Annotated in this window: 17 protein-coding genes; 7 read left to right on the top strand and 10 right to left on the bottom strand. The window is 53.4% G+C overall.

From position 1 onward, the window contains the following. Nucleotides 1-5 precede the first annotated feature (5 nt). From FOB24_RS00730 to FOB24_RS00770, 9 genes are all read right to left on the bottom strand, one after another. Entirely contained in the window at nt 6-1,142 is a 1,137-nt protein-coding gene (locus tag FOB24_RS00730) for an HlyD family secretion protein (protein WP_038635258.1), read from the bottom strand. Between the two features lie 5 nt (nt 1,143-1,147). Beyond that, nucleotides 1,148-1,471, bottom strand: coding sequence for a DUF3302 domain-containing protein (locus FOB24_RS00735; protein ID WP_042311625.1), 324 nt, complete (start codon nt 1,469-1,471; stop codon nt 1,148-1,150). Between the two features lie 333 nt (nt 1,472-1,804). Further along, a complete protein-coding gene (gene aldB / locus FOB24_RS00740; protein WP_038635264.1) occupies nt 1,805-3,343 on the bottom strand; it encodes an aldehyde dehydrogenase AldB in 1,539 nt (512 codons plus the stop codon). 92 nt (nt 3,344-3,435) lie between these two features. After that, a complete protein-coding gene (gene yiaY, locus FOB24_RS00745; protein WP_137346658.1) occupies nt 3,436-4,587 on the bottom strand; it encodes an L-threonine dehydrogenase in 1,152 nt (383 codons plus the stop codon). Nucleotides 4,588-4,772: 185 nt separating this feature from the next. Next, nucleotides 4,773-6,620: a selenocysteine-specific translation elongation factor gene (selB, locus tag FOB24_RS00750; protein WP_085049091.1), complete on the bottom strand. Its 1,848-nt coding sequence runs from the start codon at nt 6,618-6,620 to the stop codon at nt 4,773-4,775. Next, the gene (selA, locus tag FOB24_RS00755) at nt 6,617-8,008 is read right to left on the bottom strand and encodes an L-seryl-tRNA(Sec) selenium transferase (protein ID WP_137346657.1); all 1,392 of its coding nucleotides are present in this window, start codon (nt 8,006-8,008) and stop codon (nt 6,617-6,619) included. The genes selB and selA overlap by 4 nt, the downstream gene beginning before the upstream one ends. A gap of 98 nt (nt 8,009-8,106) precedes the next feature. After that, nucleotides 8,107-8,715 carry a glutathione S-transferase gene (locus FOB24_RS00760; protein WP_085049093.1) on the bottom strand — a complete coding sequence of 203 codons (609 nt, stop codon included), beginning with the start codon at nt 8,713-8,715 and terminating at the stop codon, nt 8,107-8,109. A 96-nt stretch (nt 8,716-8,811) separates the two neighbouring features. After that, nucleotides 8,812-9,948 (bottom strand): HlyD family secretion protein, encoded by a 1,137-nt coding sequence (locus FOB24_RS00765; protein WP_038635278.1) that lies wholly within the window; start codon nt 9,946-9,948, stop codon nt 8,812-8,814. A 2-nt stretch (nt 9,949-9,950) separates the two neighbouring features. Next, complete coding sequence (locus tag FOB24_RS00770; protein WP_069323722.1) at nt 9,951-10,313, bottom strand: DUF3302 domain-containing protein; 363 nt, start codon at nt 10,311-10,313, stop codon at nt 9,951-9,953. Nucleotides 10,314-10,843: 530 nt separating this feature from the next. Between FOB24_RS00770 and mtlA the strand changes: the two genes are divergently transcribed. The 3 genes from mtlA to mtlR all read left to right on the top strand — a co-directional run bounded on the left by mtlA (nt 10,844) and on the right by mtlR (nt 14,631). Continuing rightward, complete coding sequence (gene mtlA, locus FOB24_RS00780; protein ID WP_079225822.1) at nt 10,844-12,757, top strand: PTS mannitol transporter subunit IICBA; 1,914 nt, start codon at nt 10,844-10,846, stop codon at nt 12,755-12,757. Nucleotides 12,758-12,895: 138 nt separating this feature from the next. Continuing rightward, nucleotides 12,896-14,044 carry a mannitol-1-phosphate 5-dehydrogenase gene (gene mtlD, locus FOB24_RS00785; RefSeq protein ID WP_150344412.1) on the top strand — a complete coding sequence of 383 codons (1,149 nt, stop codon included), beginning with the start codon at nt 12,896-12,898 and terminating at the stop codon, nt 14,042-14,044. Beyond that, complete coding sequence (gene mtlR / locus FOB24_RS00790) at nt 14,041-14,631, top strand: mannitol operon repressor MtlR (protein ID WP_005120486.1); 591 nt, start codon at nt 14,041-14,043, stop codon at nt 14,629-14,631. The genes mtlD and mtlR overlap by 4 nt, the downstream gene beginning before the upstream one ends. Nucleotides 14,632-14,643: 12 nt before the next feature. On the opposite strand, the gene FOB24_RS00795 is transcribed toward mtlR, so the two are convergent. Further along, nucleotides 14,644-14,850, bottom strand: coding sequence for a hypothetical protein (locus FOB24_RS00795; protein WP_003827334.1), 207 nt, complete (start codon nt 14,848-14,850; stop codon nt 14,644-14,646). A gap of 293 nt (nt 14,851-15,143) precedes the next feature. Between FOB24_RS00795 and FOB24_RS00800 the strand changes: the two genes are divergently transcribed. From FOB24_RS00800 to lldD, 4 genes are all read left to right on the top strand, one after another. Continuing rightward, nucleotides 15,144-15,506 (top strand): YibL family ribosome-associated protein, encoded by a 363-nt coding sequence (locus FOB24_RS00800; RefSeq protein WP_038635293.1) that lies wholly within the window; start codon nt 15,144-15,146, stop codon nt 15,504-15,506. 260 nt (nt 15,507-15,766) lie between these two features. After that, nucleotides 15,767-17,422, top strand: coding sequence for an L-lactate permease (lldP, locus tag FOB24_RS00805; protein ID WP_038635296.1), 1,656 nt, complete (start codon nt 15,767-15,769; stop codon nt 17,420-17,422). Continuing rightward, nucleotides 17,419-18,195 carry a transcriptional regulator LldR gene (lldR, locus tag FOB24_RS00810; protein ID WP_006687599.1) on the top strand — a complete coding sequence of 259 codons (777 nt, stop codon included), beginning with the start codon at nt 17,419-17,421 and terminating at the stop codon, nt 18,193-18,195. Before lldP ends, lldR begins: the two co-directional genes overlap by 4 nt. After that, nucleotides 18,192-19,382 carry an FMN-dependent L-lactate dehydrogenase LldD gene (gene lldD, locus FOB24_RS00815; protein ID WP_061380913.1) on the top strand — a complete coding sequence of 397 codons (1,191 nt, stop codon included), beginning with the start codon at nt 18,192-18,194 and terminating at the stop codon, nt 19,380-19,382. Before lldR ends, lldD begins: the two co-directional genes overlap by 4 nt. Nucleotides 19,383-19,543: the final 161 nt, after the last annotated feature.

Genomic DNA, 19,543 nt, shown 5'->3' on the forward strand with positions numbered 1-19,543 from the left:
TGCACCTAGTGGTCGAGATACAGGTAATGCACCCAGCTGGTCATCCGCAACAAGACTTTGCGCATGATTGACACATGTTCGAAGTGGTCAGAGTAAACGGCGACCTGGGCGTAAATCCCATCAGGTAACGCGCTCACGTCCGCATTGTCGTTCAGCTCAATCGTGGCGATCACCCCTTCTGAACCGGGTGTAGAGTTTAAGGATTGCAACGCCCCGTTCGACTGGTATGTACCACCCGGTACAGCCGGGCTGATAGCCGCCAGTTTGCCGCTAAATACCTTCCCCGGCAGGGCGTTAAACACCACTTCCGCTTCATCGCCTGGCTCCAGTCGCAGCAGTGAGTTTTGACGGAACTGGGCGATAATTTGCCGTTTCTGTTCCGGGATAAACACCATCACCGGACGCATAGGCAGCGCGGCGGCATAGGTTCCGGGGCGCATCAACACCTGCGTAACGTAACCATCGCTGGGCGCACGAACCACGGTCTGGTCAAGGTTAAACTCCGCTTCGGCGAGTTGTGCCTTCAGGCTGGCAATTTGCGAATTTTCACCCAGTACCAGGCTGTCTAACTGGCTCTGGATTTGCTGTTGCTCCGCAATAGACGATTTCACCGATGCTTCCTGCGCCAGATAGTTTTGGCGCGCCGCATCGATATCGCGTTCAGAAAAAGGGTTGACCTTCGCCTGACTCCCCTGCGCATAGCGCTGGTAATCTTTTGCCAGCTTGTCACGCGTGGCCTTTGCCTGTTGCGTGTTGGCTTTCATTTCGTCTAGCTGCGCAACCAGCGCCTGCTCTTTATGCTGAGCGGTGACAATATCGGCTTTCAGGCGATCAACCCGCGCCTGATAACGTCCAGGATTAAGTTTAAACAGAACTTCGCCTTTTTTGATCAGCGTATTCTTCTTATCCGTCACTTCCGTTACAACCCCCGTGACCTGCGGCACGACGGGAATAGAAATTACCGCTTTTTGCGCCTTAAAGGTATACGGATGGTTATAATTCATCAGTAATATAAGCCCGCAAACAATGAAAATACCACCCAATGCTGCAGTGGGTACCGTCCATTTATTTACAGGAATTTTAAAAATTTTAAATATCGACCATGCGCATGCCACATAGGTCAGAACAATCAGTAAATCCATCGATATTACTCCGCCGGAGAGGTCTTAACCTCACCCAGTTTCTTTTCCAGGTCGGCAACCCGCGCCTGAAGCTGGATCAGGGAAGAATCCGCGCTCTGCATACCCCACCCGCGCTCCGGACGATAAAGCGTTGCCCAGATCCATAAAAAGGGCCAAATAACATGTAAGGTAAACAAGCTAACCCAGCCCGCAACATGTATTGCATCGGCATGAGGATGGTTACGTTTCTTTGCAATAAGATAGGGAATATCATGCAGAATAATAATCCCGTAAAAAATGACTAGGAATACAAAAATAAGCACTCCTAATGCAAAATAATCAAGGAACATATTTGCCTCAGGGATTTAAATTAAAGAACTTGGCTGCTATTTATTTAAAAAATAGAGTTGATAATAGTAGTGGAATGACCAGATTGGGTGCAATGGGGTTATTTATATAACGATATATGAGTTTCTATATATACCCGTCGTCTTTCGAGCTGCTTCTTTGTTGGCTGCGTTCACTCACCCCAGTCACCTACCGGAGTAAGCTCCTGGGGATTCCCTCTCTTGCCGCCTCGAAGCAACACGAAATCCATAGGGTACCCTTGTCATACTTTGAACTGCAGGACATAACTTGATGCCCGGTACGCTAAATGCGACCGGGCGGTAAGTGACGGGATATTAAAACAGCCCCAGCGGTTTATCAGAGTAGCTCACCAACAGGCATTTGGTTTGCTGATAGTGCTCAAGCATCATTTTGTGTGTCTCACGCCCAATGCCCGACTGCTTATAGCCGCCGAACGCCGCATGTGCCGGATAAGCATGGTAGCAGTTGGTCCAGACACGCCCCGCCTGAATCCCGCGGCCCATCTTGTACGCGAGATTTCCGTTACGGCTCCAGACGCCAGCGCCAAGTCCATATTGGGTGTCATTGGCAATTTCCAGCGCTTCGTCCATGGTTTTAAAGGTCGTAACAGCCAGCACCGGGCCGAAGATCTCCTCCTGGAAAACCCGCATGTTGTTCTTACCAAACAGAATGGTCGGTTCGAGGTAGTAACCCTCTTTTAACTCACCATCCAACTGCTTACGCCGTCCACCGGTCAGGACATCCGCCCCTTCTTTCTTACCAATATCGATGTAATTCAGAATGGTTTCCAGTTGACCATGCGACACCTGCGCACCCATTTGCGTCACACTGTCTAACGGGTTGCCGCTACGGATACTCTCTACCCGGCGAATGGCTCTTTCCATAAAGCGTTCGTAAATGGATTCCTGTACCAGCGCGCGGCTCGGACAGGTACACACTTCGCCCTGGTTGAAGGCAAACAGCGCAAAGCCTTCCAGCGCCTTATCAAAGAACGCATCTTCTTCATCCATCACGTCCGCGAAGAAGATATTGGGCGATTTCCCACCCAGCTCCAGGGTGACGGGAATAATGTTCTGCGTAGCATACTGCATGATCTGCTGGCCGACTTCCGTTGAGCCGGTAAACGCCACTTTCGCAATACGTTTAGACGTCGCCAGATATTCACCGATTTCCCCACCCGCGCCGTTTACCACGTTCACGACACCAGGCGGGAGCAGATCGCCAATGACCTCCATCAGCAGCAGCACGGACAGCGGCGTCAGGCGCGCAGGTTTAAGCACCACGCAGTTACCCGCCGCCAGTGCGGGCGCCATCTTCCAACTGGCCATTAGCAGCGGGAAGTTCCACGGGATAATTTGCCCGACCACGCCAAGAGGCTCATGGAAATGATAAGCCACGGTCTCACTATCAACCTCGCTGATTCCCCCTTCCTGCGCACGAATACAGGAGGCGAAATAGCGGAAATGGTCAATCGCCAGCGGCACGTCTGCCGCGCTGGTTTCACGGATGGGTTTACCGTTATCCCAGGTTTCTGCCGTCGCCAGCAGTTCCAGGTTTTGTTCCATACGATCGGCGATTTTAAACAGAATCGCCGCTCTGTCCTGCACGGATGTCTGCGCCCATTTATCTTTTATTTTGTGCGCGGCATCCAGTGCCAGATCGATATCCTTCTTACCGGAAGAGGCCACTTCGCACAGCAATTGCCCGGTGACCGGCGTCAGGTTTTGGTAATACTCGCCGTCCACCGGCGCGACCCAGTCACCGCCGATAAAGTTATCGTATCGGGCCTTTAACTTCAGAGGGTAACCATACTCGCCGGGATAAATACGCGTTGAAGGGGGGTTATTGGTCATGACCGTCTCCTTGCTGTAGGGGTACTACAAGGGTAGACGGGGCTGGCGAATAATTCGCCAGCCTTTTACTGCTTTACGACAGGTATCACGAATTACATCGCAGCGCGATAAATCGCCATGATTTCGTCATGAGTCGCCTGAATCGGGTTAGTGAAACCACAGGCGTCTTTCAGGGCATTGGTCGCCAGAACGGCAAAATCTTCTTCCTTCACGTTCAGCTCACGCAGACCGGCCGGAATATTCACTTTCTGCGCCAGTCCACGGATCGCCGCGATACAGGCTTCCGCCCCTTGCTCTGCACTCAGTCCAGCAACGTTAACGCCCATCGCAGCCGCGCAATCACGCAGACGAGCGGCAGCCACTTTGCTATTGAAAACCTGTACATGCGGCAGCAGCACGGCGTTACATACACCGTGTGGCAGATCGTAGAAGCCACCCAACTGGTGCGCCATGGCGTGCACGTAACCCAGAGAGGCGTTGTTAAATGCCATGCCTGCGAGGAACTGTGCGTAAGCCATGGCTTCACGTGCCTGAGCATTGCTGCCATCTTCAACGGCAACCGGCAGATTTTCCGCAATCATGGTGACCGCTTTCAGCGCACACGCATCGGTAATCGGGGTTGCAGCAATAGAAACGTAGGCTTCGATAGCGTGGGTCAGCGCATCCATACCGGTAGCCGCCGTCAGAGACTTCGGCATACCGACCATCAGCGAGGAGTCATTGACCGACAGCAGCGGAGTGACGTGCTTGTCGACAATCGCCATTTTGATATGGCGTTCTTCATCGGTAATGATGCAGAAACGGGTCATTTCAGATGCCGTACCCGCCGTGGTGTTGATGGCAATCATCGGCAACTGCGGTTTTGCAGAGCGGTCAACGCCTTCGTAATCGCCGATATAGCCACCGTTAGCGGCCACCAGCGCAATGCCTTTCGCACAATCGTGTGGCGAACCGCCGCCGAGAGAAATAACGCTATCACAGTCGTTTTCTTTCAACATTTTCAGGCCAGCAGCTACGTTACTGGTCGTCGGGTTAGGATGCGTACCATCGTAAATTACGCTGAAAATATCATGTTCCTGTAATGCTTTTTGAATCTCGCCAGCCATACCTAATTTGGTCAACATGGCATCCGTGACAATCAGCGTGCGGCGAAAACCATATTCAGCCATGGTATTCATCGCGTCTTTTAATGAATCAGCGCCGATTATATTCACAGAAGGAATAAAAAATGTTGAAGCAGCCATTGTACGATCCTTAATTACTCTAAAGAGTCAGGAAGCATACGTGTGCATTTTCCAGCAAAATATGATCGCGGTTGTTATTTTAATCACATTCAAAATAAAAAAGCACATTAGGTTCATAATCTAATGTGCTGATTGCAATCAATATATATTTTGTATTAATTCATTTAATCTCTGAATTAATTGTTTCATTGTTTTTCAGGAAACAGTAAGGCATCGCGTAATAAATGATCATTCCCGCGACGACGCGTAAAACCAATGCGGTCAAAATATTCCAGAATCTGGATAGCCAATTTACGCCCCACGTTAAGCCTGTCGCGAAAATCGGCGGCGCAGGTCGATCCTTTCTCCTGGTCCAGCTCGCGGATCATATTGGCGAAAGACACAATGCGATCGTTACGATAATAACGATCTTTCACGATCGCAGTAATAATGCCTTGCTGCGCCGCTTGTCGTAATACCACGCGCATCATTTGCTCATCCGTCCCGGTCTGTTTTGCCAGGTCGCGCACCCACCACGGCTCATCGCCAAAAAGCGGTTCTGCTTTTTGCCAGATAGCCTGCTGTTCATCGCTGAAACCCGCCTTGTGATCCGGCAAATGCAGCCAACCGTGATGGCTATGGATAGCGCCGCTCTCGCGCATCTTTTCAATCAGCAGCAATACCAGCGCTTCATCTTCCATCGGCAACGCCATACGACGCAGGCGTTCGCGCCCTGGCCCTGGCTCATCACGGTGCTGTTCGTGATAGGTCGCCAGCGTATCGAGGACTTTTCGCTGCCAACGCGCGGCAACGGGAGCATTCAACAGGCTATACCCCGCCTGAATAAAACCATGTTGCTCAATCAACGGACGCATACCGTTACCATTGAGCTGACGCGCCCAGGCGAAGTCAGGAATATTCACCGCCCCGCGCGACAGATGCAGCGCCAGGGCGTCGCCGTCGGTGTGCGCATTTTCGAGCGCCGACAACCACTGCAGATATTCCGGTTTACGCTTTCCGCGGCGCGGTGGGTTGAGCGTGACGACGCGTGCGCCAGCCAGCGTCGTGCGAGCAGAAATATCGCGCAGCACCAGGCGGTCGTTATCGGCGAGCCACAGCGGTGTATCAAACACCAGTTCCGCCAGCGTTCCTTCAAGCAATGAGATGCGCCCGGTGACATGGCTGGCCGCGTGGTGAATATGCAGCGGTTGCCACTGCATCAGCGGCGCGGCATGCTCTAAAGAGACAATCACGCGGGTAAAAGCCTCTGGCGGGACATCTGAAAGCAGCCAGTCGCCGCGATTTAGCGCTTCTTTTTGCGCATCACCGGCAATATTCAGCGCAATACGCTGCCCGGCATGAGCATGCTCAGTAGCCTGATTTTGCGCATGCAAGCTACGTACGCGCATTGGCTTGTTGACGCCCGTCAGCCACAGCGTATCACCGACATTCACTTCACCGCTGAGCGCCGTCCCGGTCACCACCAGCCCTGCGCCTTTAACCGTAAAAGCACGGTCAATCGCCAGACGGAAGCTGTGATCGCGGGCATGCTCGCGCGAGGTTAATTGCAATAAATGGTCGCGTAGTTCTTCGATCCCACGGCCTTCACTGGCGGCAGTCACAAACAGAGCCGCATCGGCAAAACCATAGTTTTCCAGCGTGGTGTGTACCTCTTCGCGCACTGTATTGATGCGGTCCTCATCCACGCGATCGGCTTTCGTGAGCGCTACGGTGATTTGCGGATTGCCCGTCAGTTGCAGAATTTGCAAATGTTCACGCGTTTGCGCCATCACGCCATCATCACAGGCGACAACCAGCAGCGCGTGGTCGATACCGCCTACACCCGCCAGCATGTTGGACAAAAACTTTTCATGTCCGGGAACATCAATAAACCCCAGCACCTGCCCATCCGGCTGCGGCCAGTAGGCATAGCCGAGATCGATGGTCATGCCACGCTTTTTTTCCTCCGGCAGACGGTCGGCATTCACGCCCGTAATTGCCTGTAATAACGTTGTTTTTCCGTGGTCAACGTGTCCGGCGGTTGCAATAATCATTTCAGCATCATCTCCATAAACCGGGTCTCGTCTTCAAGGCAGCGCAGATCCAGCCACATGCGGCCATCATAAATTCGTCCAATGATCGGCACGGGCAACGCACGCCAGCGGGCGGCCAGCGCGTCGAGGCGACTACCGCGCCCGTCATGTGGGGTAAAGGTCAATGCCGCGCTGGGTAACCTGTCGACAGGTAACGAACCGCTACCAATCTGCGACAGGCAAGGCATCACATTCAAAGCAAACTCGTCGCAGTAACGATCGGCAAGCTGCGCCTGTAATTGCTGGGCCTGCGTGTGGATCGCCTCTTGCGAGCGGGTGAGCTGGCGTAATGTCGGCAACTTCGCCGCCAGCGCTTCCGGATGCAGATAGAGCCGCAGCGTTGCTTCCAGCGCCGCCAGCGTCATTTTATCTGCCCGTAACGCACGTTTCAGCGGATGGCTCTGTAAGCGCGCGATCATCTCTTTTTTACCGACGATAATTCCGGCCTGTGGCCCACCCAGCAGTTTATCGCCAGAGAAACTCACCAGACTCACGCCTGCGGCAATCAGTTGCTGCGGCATTGGCTCCTGCGGCAAACCATACTGGCTGAGATCGACCAGCGAACCGCTGCCGAGATCCGCCACCACAGGTACATCCAGCTCCCGGCCAATGGCGGCCAACTCTGCCTCATCCACCGACTTCGTAAAGCCTTCAATGCTGTAATTACTTGTATGCACCTTCATCAGCAGGCCGGTATTTTCATTCACCGCCTGACGGTAATCCTTCGCGTGGGTCCGGTTGGTGGTACCCACTTCGCGTAGCGTACATCCGGCCTGACACATCACATCAGGAATACGAAACGCGCCGCCAATTTCCACCAGCTCACCGCGCGAAACGACCACCTCTTTGCCGTTAGCCGTGGCGGCCAGCATCAGCAGAACCGCTGCCGCATTGTTATTCACGATACAAGCGTCTTCGGCCCCCGTCAGGCGACAGAGTAAATCCGCCAACGCCCGATCCCGATGTCCGCGCCCGGCATCATCCAGGCTGTATTCCAGCGTCACCGGCGTGCGCATCGCCTGCACCACCGCATCGATGGCTTCCTCGGCCTGCGACGCACGACCCAGGTTAGTATGCAGCACCGTTCCGGTCAGATTAATCACTGGACGCAACGCGCTTTGCGATTCACGTTCCAGCCGGGCTCTGGCTTCTTGCGTCCAGTCCTCACACCATGCCGGGAGCGCGTGGGCGTCGCGAATGGCTTCTCTGGCTTCGTCGAGCATGTGACGCAGCAGGTCAACTACCCGGGTGTGACCGTGGGATTCACGTAAGGCGGAGAAAGCGCTATCGCGCAATAGACGATCGATAGCAGGAAGCTGGCTGTAGAGTGAACGCATGTCGGTTGTCATGAAAGGGCCTGGCTGTTGGTGGCCCTCTCCACCGCGGAGAGGGCTATCGATATAGGAAGGATTGTATCGTGACTTTGCTCAGGCGGACATAACGTGTATCAAGCCTTTGGCGGTTCCGTACGGGCAAAACTTTCGCGTTGAAAGAGCGTTTCCACCAGTTTGACCAGACGCGGGCGGTCCACACACCAGCCGGGCGCGACCCGACGGAAATTGAGATAGCCGACAGCGCAGGCAATCGCAATGGTGGCCAGGTTAACCGTATCCGTTTTCAGCGTACCGTCCGCCAGATAGCCTTCCAGCACATCCAGACTGCGGGTGATTTTCTCCCGCTGGCGTAACAACTCAGTTTCTGACTGCTGTGCGGCGGGGCGAGCCTGTTCGCGTACCGAGACTAAACCGGCATCCATAATGCCGTCTGCCAGCGCTTCCAACTGACGCACCTTCAGCGCCGCCAGCGGTTCACGCGGCAACATAGCTGGCGCAATTTCCAGCAGCTCTATGTATTCCGCGATGATTGGAGAATCAAACCAATACTCGCCTTCATCAGTAACCAGCGCGGGCACTTTTCCTAACGGGTTATAGCGCGCCACGCCGCTATCCGCGTTGTAGGGGAGTTCATTTACAAATTCGAAGGTGATGCCCTTTTCCAGTAACAGAATAGAAATTTTACGCACAAAAGGGCTGGTATAGCTGCCAATGAGTTTCATGCCGGGTCCTTTTTGCCAACAAAAAGCTATGCCCAACGATTGGGGGACACAGCTTAGTATGGCTCAGGTCAGCGCAAATGGCAGGTGATGACGGTCTCAATGATCCAAATAAAGGTAATGCATCCAGCTGGTCATGCGCAGCAGCACTTTACGCATCACCGACACATGGGCGAAATGGTCGGAATAGACCGCCACCTGGGCATAGATACCGTCCGGCAGCGCATCTACCTCGGCATTCGGATCCAGTTCAATGGTTGCCATTACGCCATCGGTACCCGGTACTACTGTTAAGGATTGTAATGCCCCCTGCGCCTGATAAGAACCTCCCGGCACAACGGGAAGGATACTGGTCAGCTTGCCGCTAAACACCTGGCCTGGCAGCGCGTTGAATACCACTTCGGCTTCATCGCCCGGTTCAAGACGCAGCAGTGAATTCTGGCGGAATTGCGCCACGATTTGCCGTTTTTGTTCAGGAATAAATACCATCACGGGTCGCAGAGGCAACGCGGCGGCGTAAGTCCCCGGGCGAATAAGCACCTGCGTGACGTAACCGTTGCTGGGCGCACGCACAACGGTCTGTTCAAGATTATATTTGGCTTCGGCAAGCTGGGCGCGCAGGGAGGCGACCTGGGATTGCTCACCGTTGACCATACTGTCTAACTGGCTCTGAATCTGGGTCTGTTCCGCTACTGAGCCTTTTACCAGCGCATCCTGAGCCAGATAGTTCTGGCGGGCATTGTCGATATCACTTTCGGAAAACGGGTTAACCTTCGCCTGGCTACCCTTCAAATAGCGCTGATAATCTTTATACAGGCGGTCACGTTCAGCAGACACGCGAGTGGTATTAGCGACCGCTTCCGACAGTTGCGCTTTCAAATTGTCGATGTTGTGGGTCGCGGTGACCAGGTCGGCCTGCAGCCGGTCAACTCGCGCCTGATAACGCACAGGATCGAGTTTAAATAACACTTCGCCTTTTTTAATCAGCTGATTATTTTTATCTGTTACCTCACTAACAATTCCTGTGACCTGTGGAGTGACGGGAATTGAAATAACCGCTTTTTGCGCCGTAAAGGTATACGGATGGTTATAGTTCATTAATAAGATGAGTCCCGCCACAATAAACACCCCACCTAATGCTGCGGTGGCAAGCGTCCACTGGTTTACCGGAATACGAAATATTTTAAAGATGGCCCAGGCGAATGCCACATAAGTCAGGACAATTAACAAATCCATGATTAAATCTCCGGAAAGGTGGAGTTATCGATTTTTTTATCCCCATCCAGTTTTTTTTCCAACTGGGCTATGCGCGCGGCCAGCACGGCGATTTCAGGGTCAGGTTCCTTTCCGGTCGGCGTGATGTGCGACTGCATCCCCCACCCCTTTTCGGGCTGGTAGAGCGTGGCCCAAATCCACAGGAACGGCCAAATAACATGCAACGTAAAAAGACTTACCCACCCTGCCGTATGGATAGCGTCGGCATGCGGATGGTTGCGCTTTTTAGCGATGTTATAGGGAATGTCATGGATGGCGATGATTCCGTAAAACAGAACCAGAAAAACGAAGATCAGCACGCCTAACGCGAAATAATTTAGAAACATACCTGCCTCGAATTCACGCTAATTAGAGTTTTTTTATGCCGGCAGCCGTACGCATCCTGGCTGATGCTTTGAACATAACCGCAGTTTGCGGTTTTCGCCATACCACAAAAAAAATATTTTTTCTGGTTTTAAGTTGCTTTATCTGGCAAGAAAAATATGAGCTCCAGAACCCGTCGCAGATCACATTTGGTTAAACCGAGACAAAAATACTTTGTGGATCACATCACAAAAATTCAACAAACAGCAAATACAAAAACGTGAATAAGATCACATTTAACCGCCATTTTTCGCGATTACTTGCACTGTGATGTTTTTTTGTACCATTATTTTGTGATGAAAATCACATTAACTGACACCACACACCCTATATTTACGTGACCAACATCACATTAAAGGCCGTCGACTGGACAGTTGAACGATTCAGTGCCAGATTTCGCAGTATCTACAGGGTCCGGCTACCTCCTGCCGCTACATTAACAAACCTCGGGCTTTCAGCCTGCGCGATAGCAAACATAAGAAGGGGTGTTTTTATGTCATCCGATATTAAGATCAAGGTGCAAAGCTTTGGTCGATTCCTCAGCAATATGGTGATGCCAAATATCGGCGCGTTTATCGCGTGGGGTATTATCACCGCATTATTCATTCCGACAGGGTGGTTGCCGAACGAAACGCTGGCGAAGCTGGTCGGTCCGATGATCACCTATCTGCTGCCGCTGCTGATCGGTTATACCGGTGGTAAGCTGGTGGGCGGAGAGCGTGGCGGCGTGGTTGGTGCTATCACCACCATGGGCGTTATCGTCGGCGCGGATATGCCGATGTTCCTTGGCTCCATGATCGCAGGCCCGCTGGGCGGCTACTGCATCAAAAAATTCGATAACTGGGTAGACGGTAAGATCAAATCCGGTTTTGAGATGCTGGTGAATAACTTCTCCGCAGGCATCATCGGTATGATCCTCGCCATCCTGGCTTTCCTCGGCATTGGTCCATTGGTTGAAGGTCTGTCCAAAATTCTGGCGGCAGGCGTTAACTTCATGGTTGTCCATGACATGCTGCCGCTGGCGTCTATCTTCGTTGAACCGGCAAAAATCCTGTTCCTCAACAACGCCATCAACCACGGTATTTTCTCACCGCTGGGTATTCAGCAGTCCCATGAGATGGGCAAATCCATCTTCTTCCTGATTGAAGCTAACCCAGGTCCGGGTATGGGCGTCCTGCTGGCGTACATGTTCTTTGGTCGCGGCAGCGCTAAGCAGTCTGCGGGCGGCGCGGCTATCATCCACTTCCTGGGCGGTATCCACGAAATTTACTTCCCGTACGTGCTGATGAACCCACGTCTGATTCTGGCCGTTATCCTTGGCGGTATGACTGGCGTATTCACCCTGACCATCCTGAATGGCGGTCTGGTTTCTCCGGCTTCTCCTGGCTCGATTCTGGCCGTGCTGGCGATGACGCCAAAAGGCGCTTACTTCGCAAACATCGCTGCTATCTGTGCCGCCATGGCGGTCTCCTTTGTGGTCTCAGCTATCCTGCTGAAAACCAGCAAAGTGAAAGAAGAAGACGATATTGATGCGGCGACCCGTCGTATGCAGGACATGAAAGCGGAATCTAAAGGCGCATCTCCGCTGGCGGCTGGCGACGTGACCAACGACCTGAGCCATGTACGTAAAATCATCGTGGCTTGCGATGCCGGTATGGGTTCCAGCGCCATGGGCGCAGGCGTACTGCGTAAGAAAGTGCAGGATGCCGGTCTGTCTCAGATTTCCGTCACCAACAGCGCGATTAACAATCTGCCGCCGGATGTGGATCTGGTCATTACCCACCGCGACCTGACTGAACGTGCGATGCGTCAGGTGCCTCAGGCACAGCACATCTCGCTGACTAACTTCCTCGACAGCGGTCTGTATACCAGCCTGACCGAACGTCTGGTCGCTGCACAGCGCCACAACGTGAACGAAGAGAAAGTCCGCGATCACCTGAAAGACAGCTTTGATGAGGGTGATACCCATCTGTTCAAACTGGGTGCGGAAAATATCTTCCTTGGCCGGAAAGCCTCTAACAAAGAAGAAGCGATTCGCTTTGCCGGTGAACAACTGGTGAAAGGCGGCTATGTTGAGCCGGAATACGTCGATGCCATGCTGGACCGCGAAAAGCTGACGCCGACTTACCTCGGTGAATCCATCGCAGTACCGCACGGTACGGTAGAAGCCAAAGACCGGGTGCTGAAAACCGGCGTGGTGTTCTGCCAGTACCCGGAAGGCGTACGCTTTGGTGAAGAAGAAGACGATATTGCCCGTCTGGTCATTGGTATCGCCGCACGTAACAATGAGCACATCCAGGTCATCACCAGCCTGACCAACGCGCTGGATGATGAATCCGTGATCGAACGTCTGGCCCATACCACCAGCGTGGATGAAGTTCTGGAACTGCTGGCAGGTCGTAAGTAAGCGTTATTGCCCGGTGGCGCTCACGCTTACCGGGCCTACAAAATCCTCTCCCTTGTGGAGAGGGTTAGGTTGAGGGGAAAGCTATGCGGTCCCTCACCCCAGCCCTCTTGGGTAAAAACATTAATGAAGGTTAATACTATGAAAGCATTACATTTTGGCGCAGGTAATATCGGTCGTGGCTTTATCGGCAAACTGCTGGCGGACGCGGGGATACAGCTGACGTTTGCGGATGTAAACCAGGTCGTGCTCGATGCCCTGAATGCCCGTCATAGCTATCAGGTTCATGTTGTGGGTGAAAACGAGCAGGTTGATACCGTTTCCGGCGTCAACGCCGTCAGCAGCATCGGCGATGATGTCGTCGATCTGATTGCCCACGTTGATTTAATCACTACTGCCGTAGGTCCGGTTGTGCTTGAGCGTATCGCTCCGGCCATCGCTAAAGGGCTGGTAAAACGCAAAGCGCAGGGCATCTCTACCCCGCTGAATATCATCGCCTGTGAAAACATGGTGCGCGGAACCACGCAGTTGAAAGGCCACGTCATGAACGCGCTGGCAGATGAAGACAAAGCCTGGGTTGAAGAACATGTTGGCTTTGTCGATTCCGCAGTGGATCGCATCGTGCCACCATCTGCTTCTGCGACCAACGATCCGCTGGAAGTTACCGTCGAAACATTCAGCGAGTGGATTGTCGACCAAACGCAGTTCAAAGGCGAGCTGCCAAACATCCCGGGAATGGAATTAACTGATAACCTGATGGCATTTGTCGAACGTAAACTCTTCACGCTGAACACCGGGCATGCTATAACCGCGTACCTCGGAAAATTGACCGGTCATCAGACCATCCGTGACGCGATTCTCGACGAGAAAATCCGCGCAGTGGTAAAAGGTGCAATGGAAGAGAGCGGCGCGGTGCTGATCAAACGCTACGGTTTTGATGCCGATAAACACGCGGCTTATATCCAGAAGATCCTCGGTCGTTTTGAAAACCCGTATCTGAAAGATGATGTTGAGCGCGTTGGACGTCAGCCGCTGCGTAAACTGAGTGCAGGCGACCGTCTGATTAAACCGCTGCTGGGCACGCTGGAGTATGGTCTACCGCACGTTAATCTGGTTACCGGTATTGCTGCTGCAATGCATTACCGCAGTGAAGAAGATCCGCAGGCACAGGAACTGGCCGCGCTGATTGACGAAAAAGGTCCACAGGCCGCGCTGGCGCAGGTATCCGGTCTGGATGCCAACAGTGATGTGGTGGCGGAGGCGGTTAACGTATATAACGCGACCAAATGATAGAGAATGTGGCGCAGGTCAGCCTGCGCCCGAATGACAGATTGTCAGATATGCAGGCAATAATGGAACAAACGCAGGCCTTTGAAAATCGTGTGCTTGAGCGTCTGAATGCTGGCAAAACCGTACGCAGCTTCCTCATCACCGCCGTAGAACTGCTCACCGAGGCGGTGAATATCCTTGTGCTTCAGGTATTTCGCAAAGATGACTATGCGGTGAAATATGCCGTAGAACCGTTGCTCGACGGCGACGGTCCATTAGGCGACCTTTCGGTTCGTTTGAAGCTAATCTACGGTCTGGGCGTACTCAGCCGCCCGGAGTATGAAGATGCGGAGCTTCTGATGGCGCTGCGGGAAGAGCTGAATCACGACGGCAATGAGTATGCGTTTACCGACGACGAGATTCTTGGGCCGTTTGGCGAGCTTCACTGCGTGACGGCACTCCCGCCACCGCCACAGTTTGATACCTCAGACTCAGGTTTGCACGCCATGCAAATCCAGCGCTACCAGCAAATGGTACGCTCCACGATGGTACTTTCCCTGACCGAGCTGATTTCTAAAATCAGCTTAAAAAAAGCCTTTCAAAAATAAGGCCATGCAGGCTTATTTCTCTTCCTGCTGCGGTCGATAAAGCTGTCGATAGTACGCCAGACGTTGCAGATACAGCTGCGCATTCTCCTGCGGTATTTCAGAAGGGACAACGTTGCGCGGCGGTGTTTTATTCAGATACTCACGAAAAGCCTGGCTTGAGGCCATGAAATCAACAGTCTTATCAATAAGGACCGAAACATTCTCACCTATTTTCGCCATAATCTTCCCTCCTCCATGTATTAACCACGCTTAGCCTGCGCGGTTGATCATTTAAGTTTAGGATCGGTTGGGCGATTATATTGAGGAAAACGTGCTTCGCTATCAACCCGCCAACAGAAAGCACCATCGCCGATCTTATTGCTTAAAATTCCTTATCAATCAAAAACGTAATATTATCATTAGCTGATTAATACTTGCGGCATTTGATTATTTATCTTCGATTTGTTGTGAAGAATCCCGCTCTGCGCGCATACTATAGGATATACATTCTATTTTTTATCAGAAGCTATCCTATGAAAGAAGTCGAAAAAAACGAAATTAAACGCCTGAGCGATCGCCTGGACGCTATCCGCCACCAGCAGGCTGACCTGTCGCTGGTTGAAGCCGCTGACAAATATGCCGAGCTGGAAAAAGAGAAAGAAACCCTGGAAGCCGAGATCGCGCGCCTGCGTGAAGTCCACGGCCAGAAGCTGAGCAAAGAAGCGCACAAGCTAACGAAACTTCCCTTTCGCCGCGCCATTACCAAAAAAGAACAGGCCGACATGGGCAAGCTGAAGAAAAGCGTGCGTGGTCTGATTGTCGTCCACCCGATGACCGAACTTGGCCGTGAAATGGGCCTGAAAGAGATGACAGGCTTCGCAAAAACCGAGTTCTGATCTCCTGCCGGGCAACATCCGTTTGCCCGGTCTTTCCCGCACCACCAATTGGCCCTACCAATTATAACCAGATCCTACCATCACCTCACATTTCATTAAAATTCGCGTACAATACCGTTGCCAATAAATAACATCTGATTAACCATTCATTGTCATTACCCCTACACAACAATATTGGCAGGGCCACTTTTACACATAATGTGACGAAGAGATGAGCAAAGACTCATTTCATTATGTCTGAGGCCCCCAGGAGACCTGCAATGAATCTCTGGCAACAGAACTACGATCCAGCCGGTAACATCTGGCTTTCCAGTCTGATCGCATCGCTCCCAATCCTGTTCTTTTTCTTCGCCCTGATTAAGCTCAAGCTGAAAGGCTATGTTGCGGCGTCATGGACGGTGGTGATTGCTCTGGCTGTCGCCCTACTGTTCTACAAAATGCCGGTCGATCATGCTCTGGCCTCGGTGGTGTACGGCTTCTTTTATGGTCTGTGGCCGATTGCCTGGATAATCATCGCAGCGGTATTCGTCTATAAAATCTCGGTAAAAACCGGGCAGTTCGACATCATCCGTTCATCAATACTCTCCATTACCCCAGACCAGCGTCTGCAAATGCTGATCGTTGGTTTCTCCTTTGGGGCATTCCTTGAAGGTGCAGCTGGCTTTGGCGCGCCGGTCGCCATTACCGCCGCGCTGCTGGTAGGGCTTGGCTTTAACCCGCTGTATGCGGCGGGGTTGTGCCTGATCGTGAATACCGCGCCGGTCGCCTTTGGCGCAATGGGCATTCCGATTCTGGTTGCCGGCCAGGTTACCGGACTGGACAGCTTCGAGATTGGCCAGATGGTCGGTCGTCAGTTGCCGTTCCTGACGATTATCGTGCTGTTCTGGATTATGGCGATTATGGATGGCTGGCGCGGCGTGAAAGAAACCTGGCCTGCGGTAATGGTCGCTGGCGGCTCGTTTGCTATCGCCCAATACCTCAGCTCGAACTTTATTGGGCCGGAACTGCCGGACATTATCTCTTCGCTGGTCTCACTGGTGTGTCTGACGCTGTTCCTGAAACGCTGGCAGCCGGTACGTATCTTCCGCTTCGGCGACATGGGCGCTTCGCAGGTCGATATGGACCTGTCGCGCACCCGCTACACTGCGGGGCAAATCATCCGCGCCTGGTCTCCATTCCTGTTCCTGACAGCCACCGTCACGCTGTGGAGCATACCACCGTTTAAAGCGCTGTTTGCGCCGGGTGGCGCAATGTACCACTGGGTAGTGAATGTTCCGGTTCCGTTCCTCGACAAGCTGGTAGCCCGTATGCCGCCGGTCGTACACGAAGCCACAGCCTACGCGGCAGTGTACAAATTTGACTGGTTCTCCGCGACCGGTACCGCGATTCTGTTTGCCGCCCTGCTGTCTATCGTCTGGTTGAAGATGAAGCCGTCCGCTGCGCTGCAGACCTTTGGCAACACGCTGAAAGATCTGGCGCTACCGATCTATTCCATCGGGATGGTGCTGGCATTCGCATTTATCTCTAACTACTCGGGGCTTTCATCAACCCTGGCGTTGGCCCTGGCGCACACCGGCAGCGCGTTTACTTTCTTCTCGCCGTTCCTCGGCTGGCTGGGGGTATTCCTGACCGGGTCCGATACCTCATCTAACGCCCTGTTTGCCGCCCTGCAGGCCACCGCGGCTCAGCAAATCGGCGTTTCGGATGTGCTGATGGTGGCGGCAAATACCACCGGCGGCGTGACCGGCAAGATGATCTCTCCACAGTCTATCGCTATCGCCTGCGCGGCAGTGGGATTAGTGGGGAAAGAGTCTGATCTGTTCCGCTTTACCGTGAAACATAGCCTGATTTTCACCTGCATGGTGGGAGTGATTACCACCCTGCAGGCCTATGTCTTAACCTGGATGATTCCATGATTGTGATGCCCAGACGCCTGTCCGACGAAGTCGCTTCTCGTGTGCGGGCGCTGATTGAAGAACAACAGCTGGAGGCGGGCATGAAGTTGCCCGCTGAGCGCCAGTTGGCCGTACAGCTCGGCGTATCGCGCAACTCGCTGCGCGAGGCGTTAGCAAAGCTGGTGAGTGAAGGCGTGTTAATCAGCCGTCGCGGCGGCGGGACGTTTGTTCGCTGGCAGCATGAAGCCTGGTCTGAACAAAACATCGTTCAGCCGCTGAAATCCTTGATGGCGGACGATCCTGATTACAGCTTCGATATTCTGGAAGCCCGCCACGCCATTGAAGCCAGTACCGCCTGGCACGCAGCCATGCGGGCCACCAGCGCCGACAAAGAGAAGATCAGACTCTGTTTCGAGGCCACGCAGAGCGAAGATCCGGATCTCGCTTCGCAAGCGGACGTGCGCTTTCATCTCGCCATTGCGGAAGCCTCGCATAACGTGGTGCTGTTACAGACCATGCGCGGTTTCTTCGACGTATTGCAGTCTTCGGTTAAACAGAGCCGCCAACGTATGTACCTTGTGCCGCCCGTATTTTCACAGCTTACAGAACAACATCAGGCCGTGCTGGACGCCATTGTCGCCGGTGATGCCGATGGCGCACGTAAGGCCATGATGGCGCACCTCAGCTTTGTCCACACCACGATTAAACAATTTGATGAAGATCAGGCCCGCCAGGCGCGTATCACCCGCCTGCCCGGTGACCCTGGTGAGAATAGCAGGGAGAACAACACATGATTATTTCAGCCGCCAGCGACTATCGTGCCGCCGCCCAACGTATTTTGCCCCCGTTCTTGTTCCACTACATTGACGGCGGCGCATATGCCGAGCGCACTCTGCGCCGTAACGTCGAAGACCTGTCGGAAGTGGCGCTGCGCCAGCGTGTGCTGAAGAATATGTCCGATCTGAGCCTCGAGACAAAGCTGTTCAACGAAACGCTCTCCATGCCCGTGGCCCTCGCGCCTGTCGGCCTGTGCGGAATGTATGCGCGTCGGGGAGAAGTGCAGGCCGCCGCTGCCGCTGACGCCAAAGGCATTCCGTTTACGCTTTCCACGGTTTCCGTATGTCCAATTGAAGAAGTCGCTCCGACCATCAAGCGTCCGATGTGGTTCCAGTTATATGTTCTGCGCGATCGTGGTTTTATGCGCAACGCGCTGGAACGCGCCAAAGCGGCGGGCTGCTCCACGTTGGTCTTTACCGTCGATATGCCTACGCCGGGCGCACGCTACCGTGACGCCCATTCCGGTATGAGCGGTCCCAATGCCGCGCTGCGTCGTTACTGGCAAGCGGTTACCCATCCGCAGTGGGCATGGGACGTGGGCCTGAATGGTCGCCCACATGACTTAGGCAATATCTCAACCTATCTTGGCAAACCTACCGGCCTTGAGGATTACATTGGCTGGCTGGCGAATAACTTCGATCCGTCAATTTCGTGGAAAGACCTTGAGTGGATCCGCGAATTCTGGGATGGCCCGATGGTGATCAAAGGGATCCTCGATCCGGAAGATGCCCGCGATGCCGTCCGTTTTGGCGCGGATGGCATTGTTGTTTCTAACCATGGTGGCCGCCAGTTAGATGGTGTGCTGTCTTCTGCTCGCGCGCTGCCCGCCATTGCCGATGCGGTGAAAGGCGATATCACTATTCTGGCAGACAGCGGGATCCGTAACGGTCTGGACGTTGTGCGCATGATTGCGCTGGGCGCGGATAGCGTGCTGCTGGGGCGTGCTTATCTGTACGCACTCGCAACCCACGGCCAGGCCGGTGTGGCGAACCTGTTGAACCTGATCGAGAAAGAGATGAAGGTGGCGATGACCCTGACCGGTGCGAAATCGATTAACGAAATCAGCCGCGATTCGCTGGTACAGGAGCTGGGTCAGAACCTGCCTGCTGCATTAGCGCCTCTGGCCCAGGGTAGCGCTGCGTAACACTCTCCCCCGTAAAATCGCGTTTTCTGCATGGTCGGCCTGTTCTCAGTCCGGCCATTTTTTATGCAAAAATAACGACTAGTTAACATTTGCAACCAATATATTTGACAACTTTTTATCCACCTGCCAAATGTATATACAAGCTAATACAAGGGCATTTT

Source organism: Citrobacter werkmanii, assembly GCF_008693645.1.
Lineage (GTDB): Bacteria > Pseudomonadota > Gammaproteobacteria > Enterobacterales > Enterobacteriaceae > Citrobacter > Citrobacter werkmanii.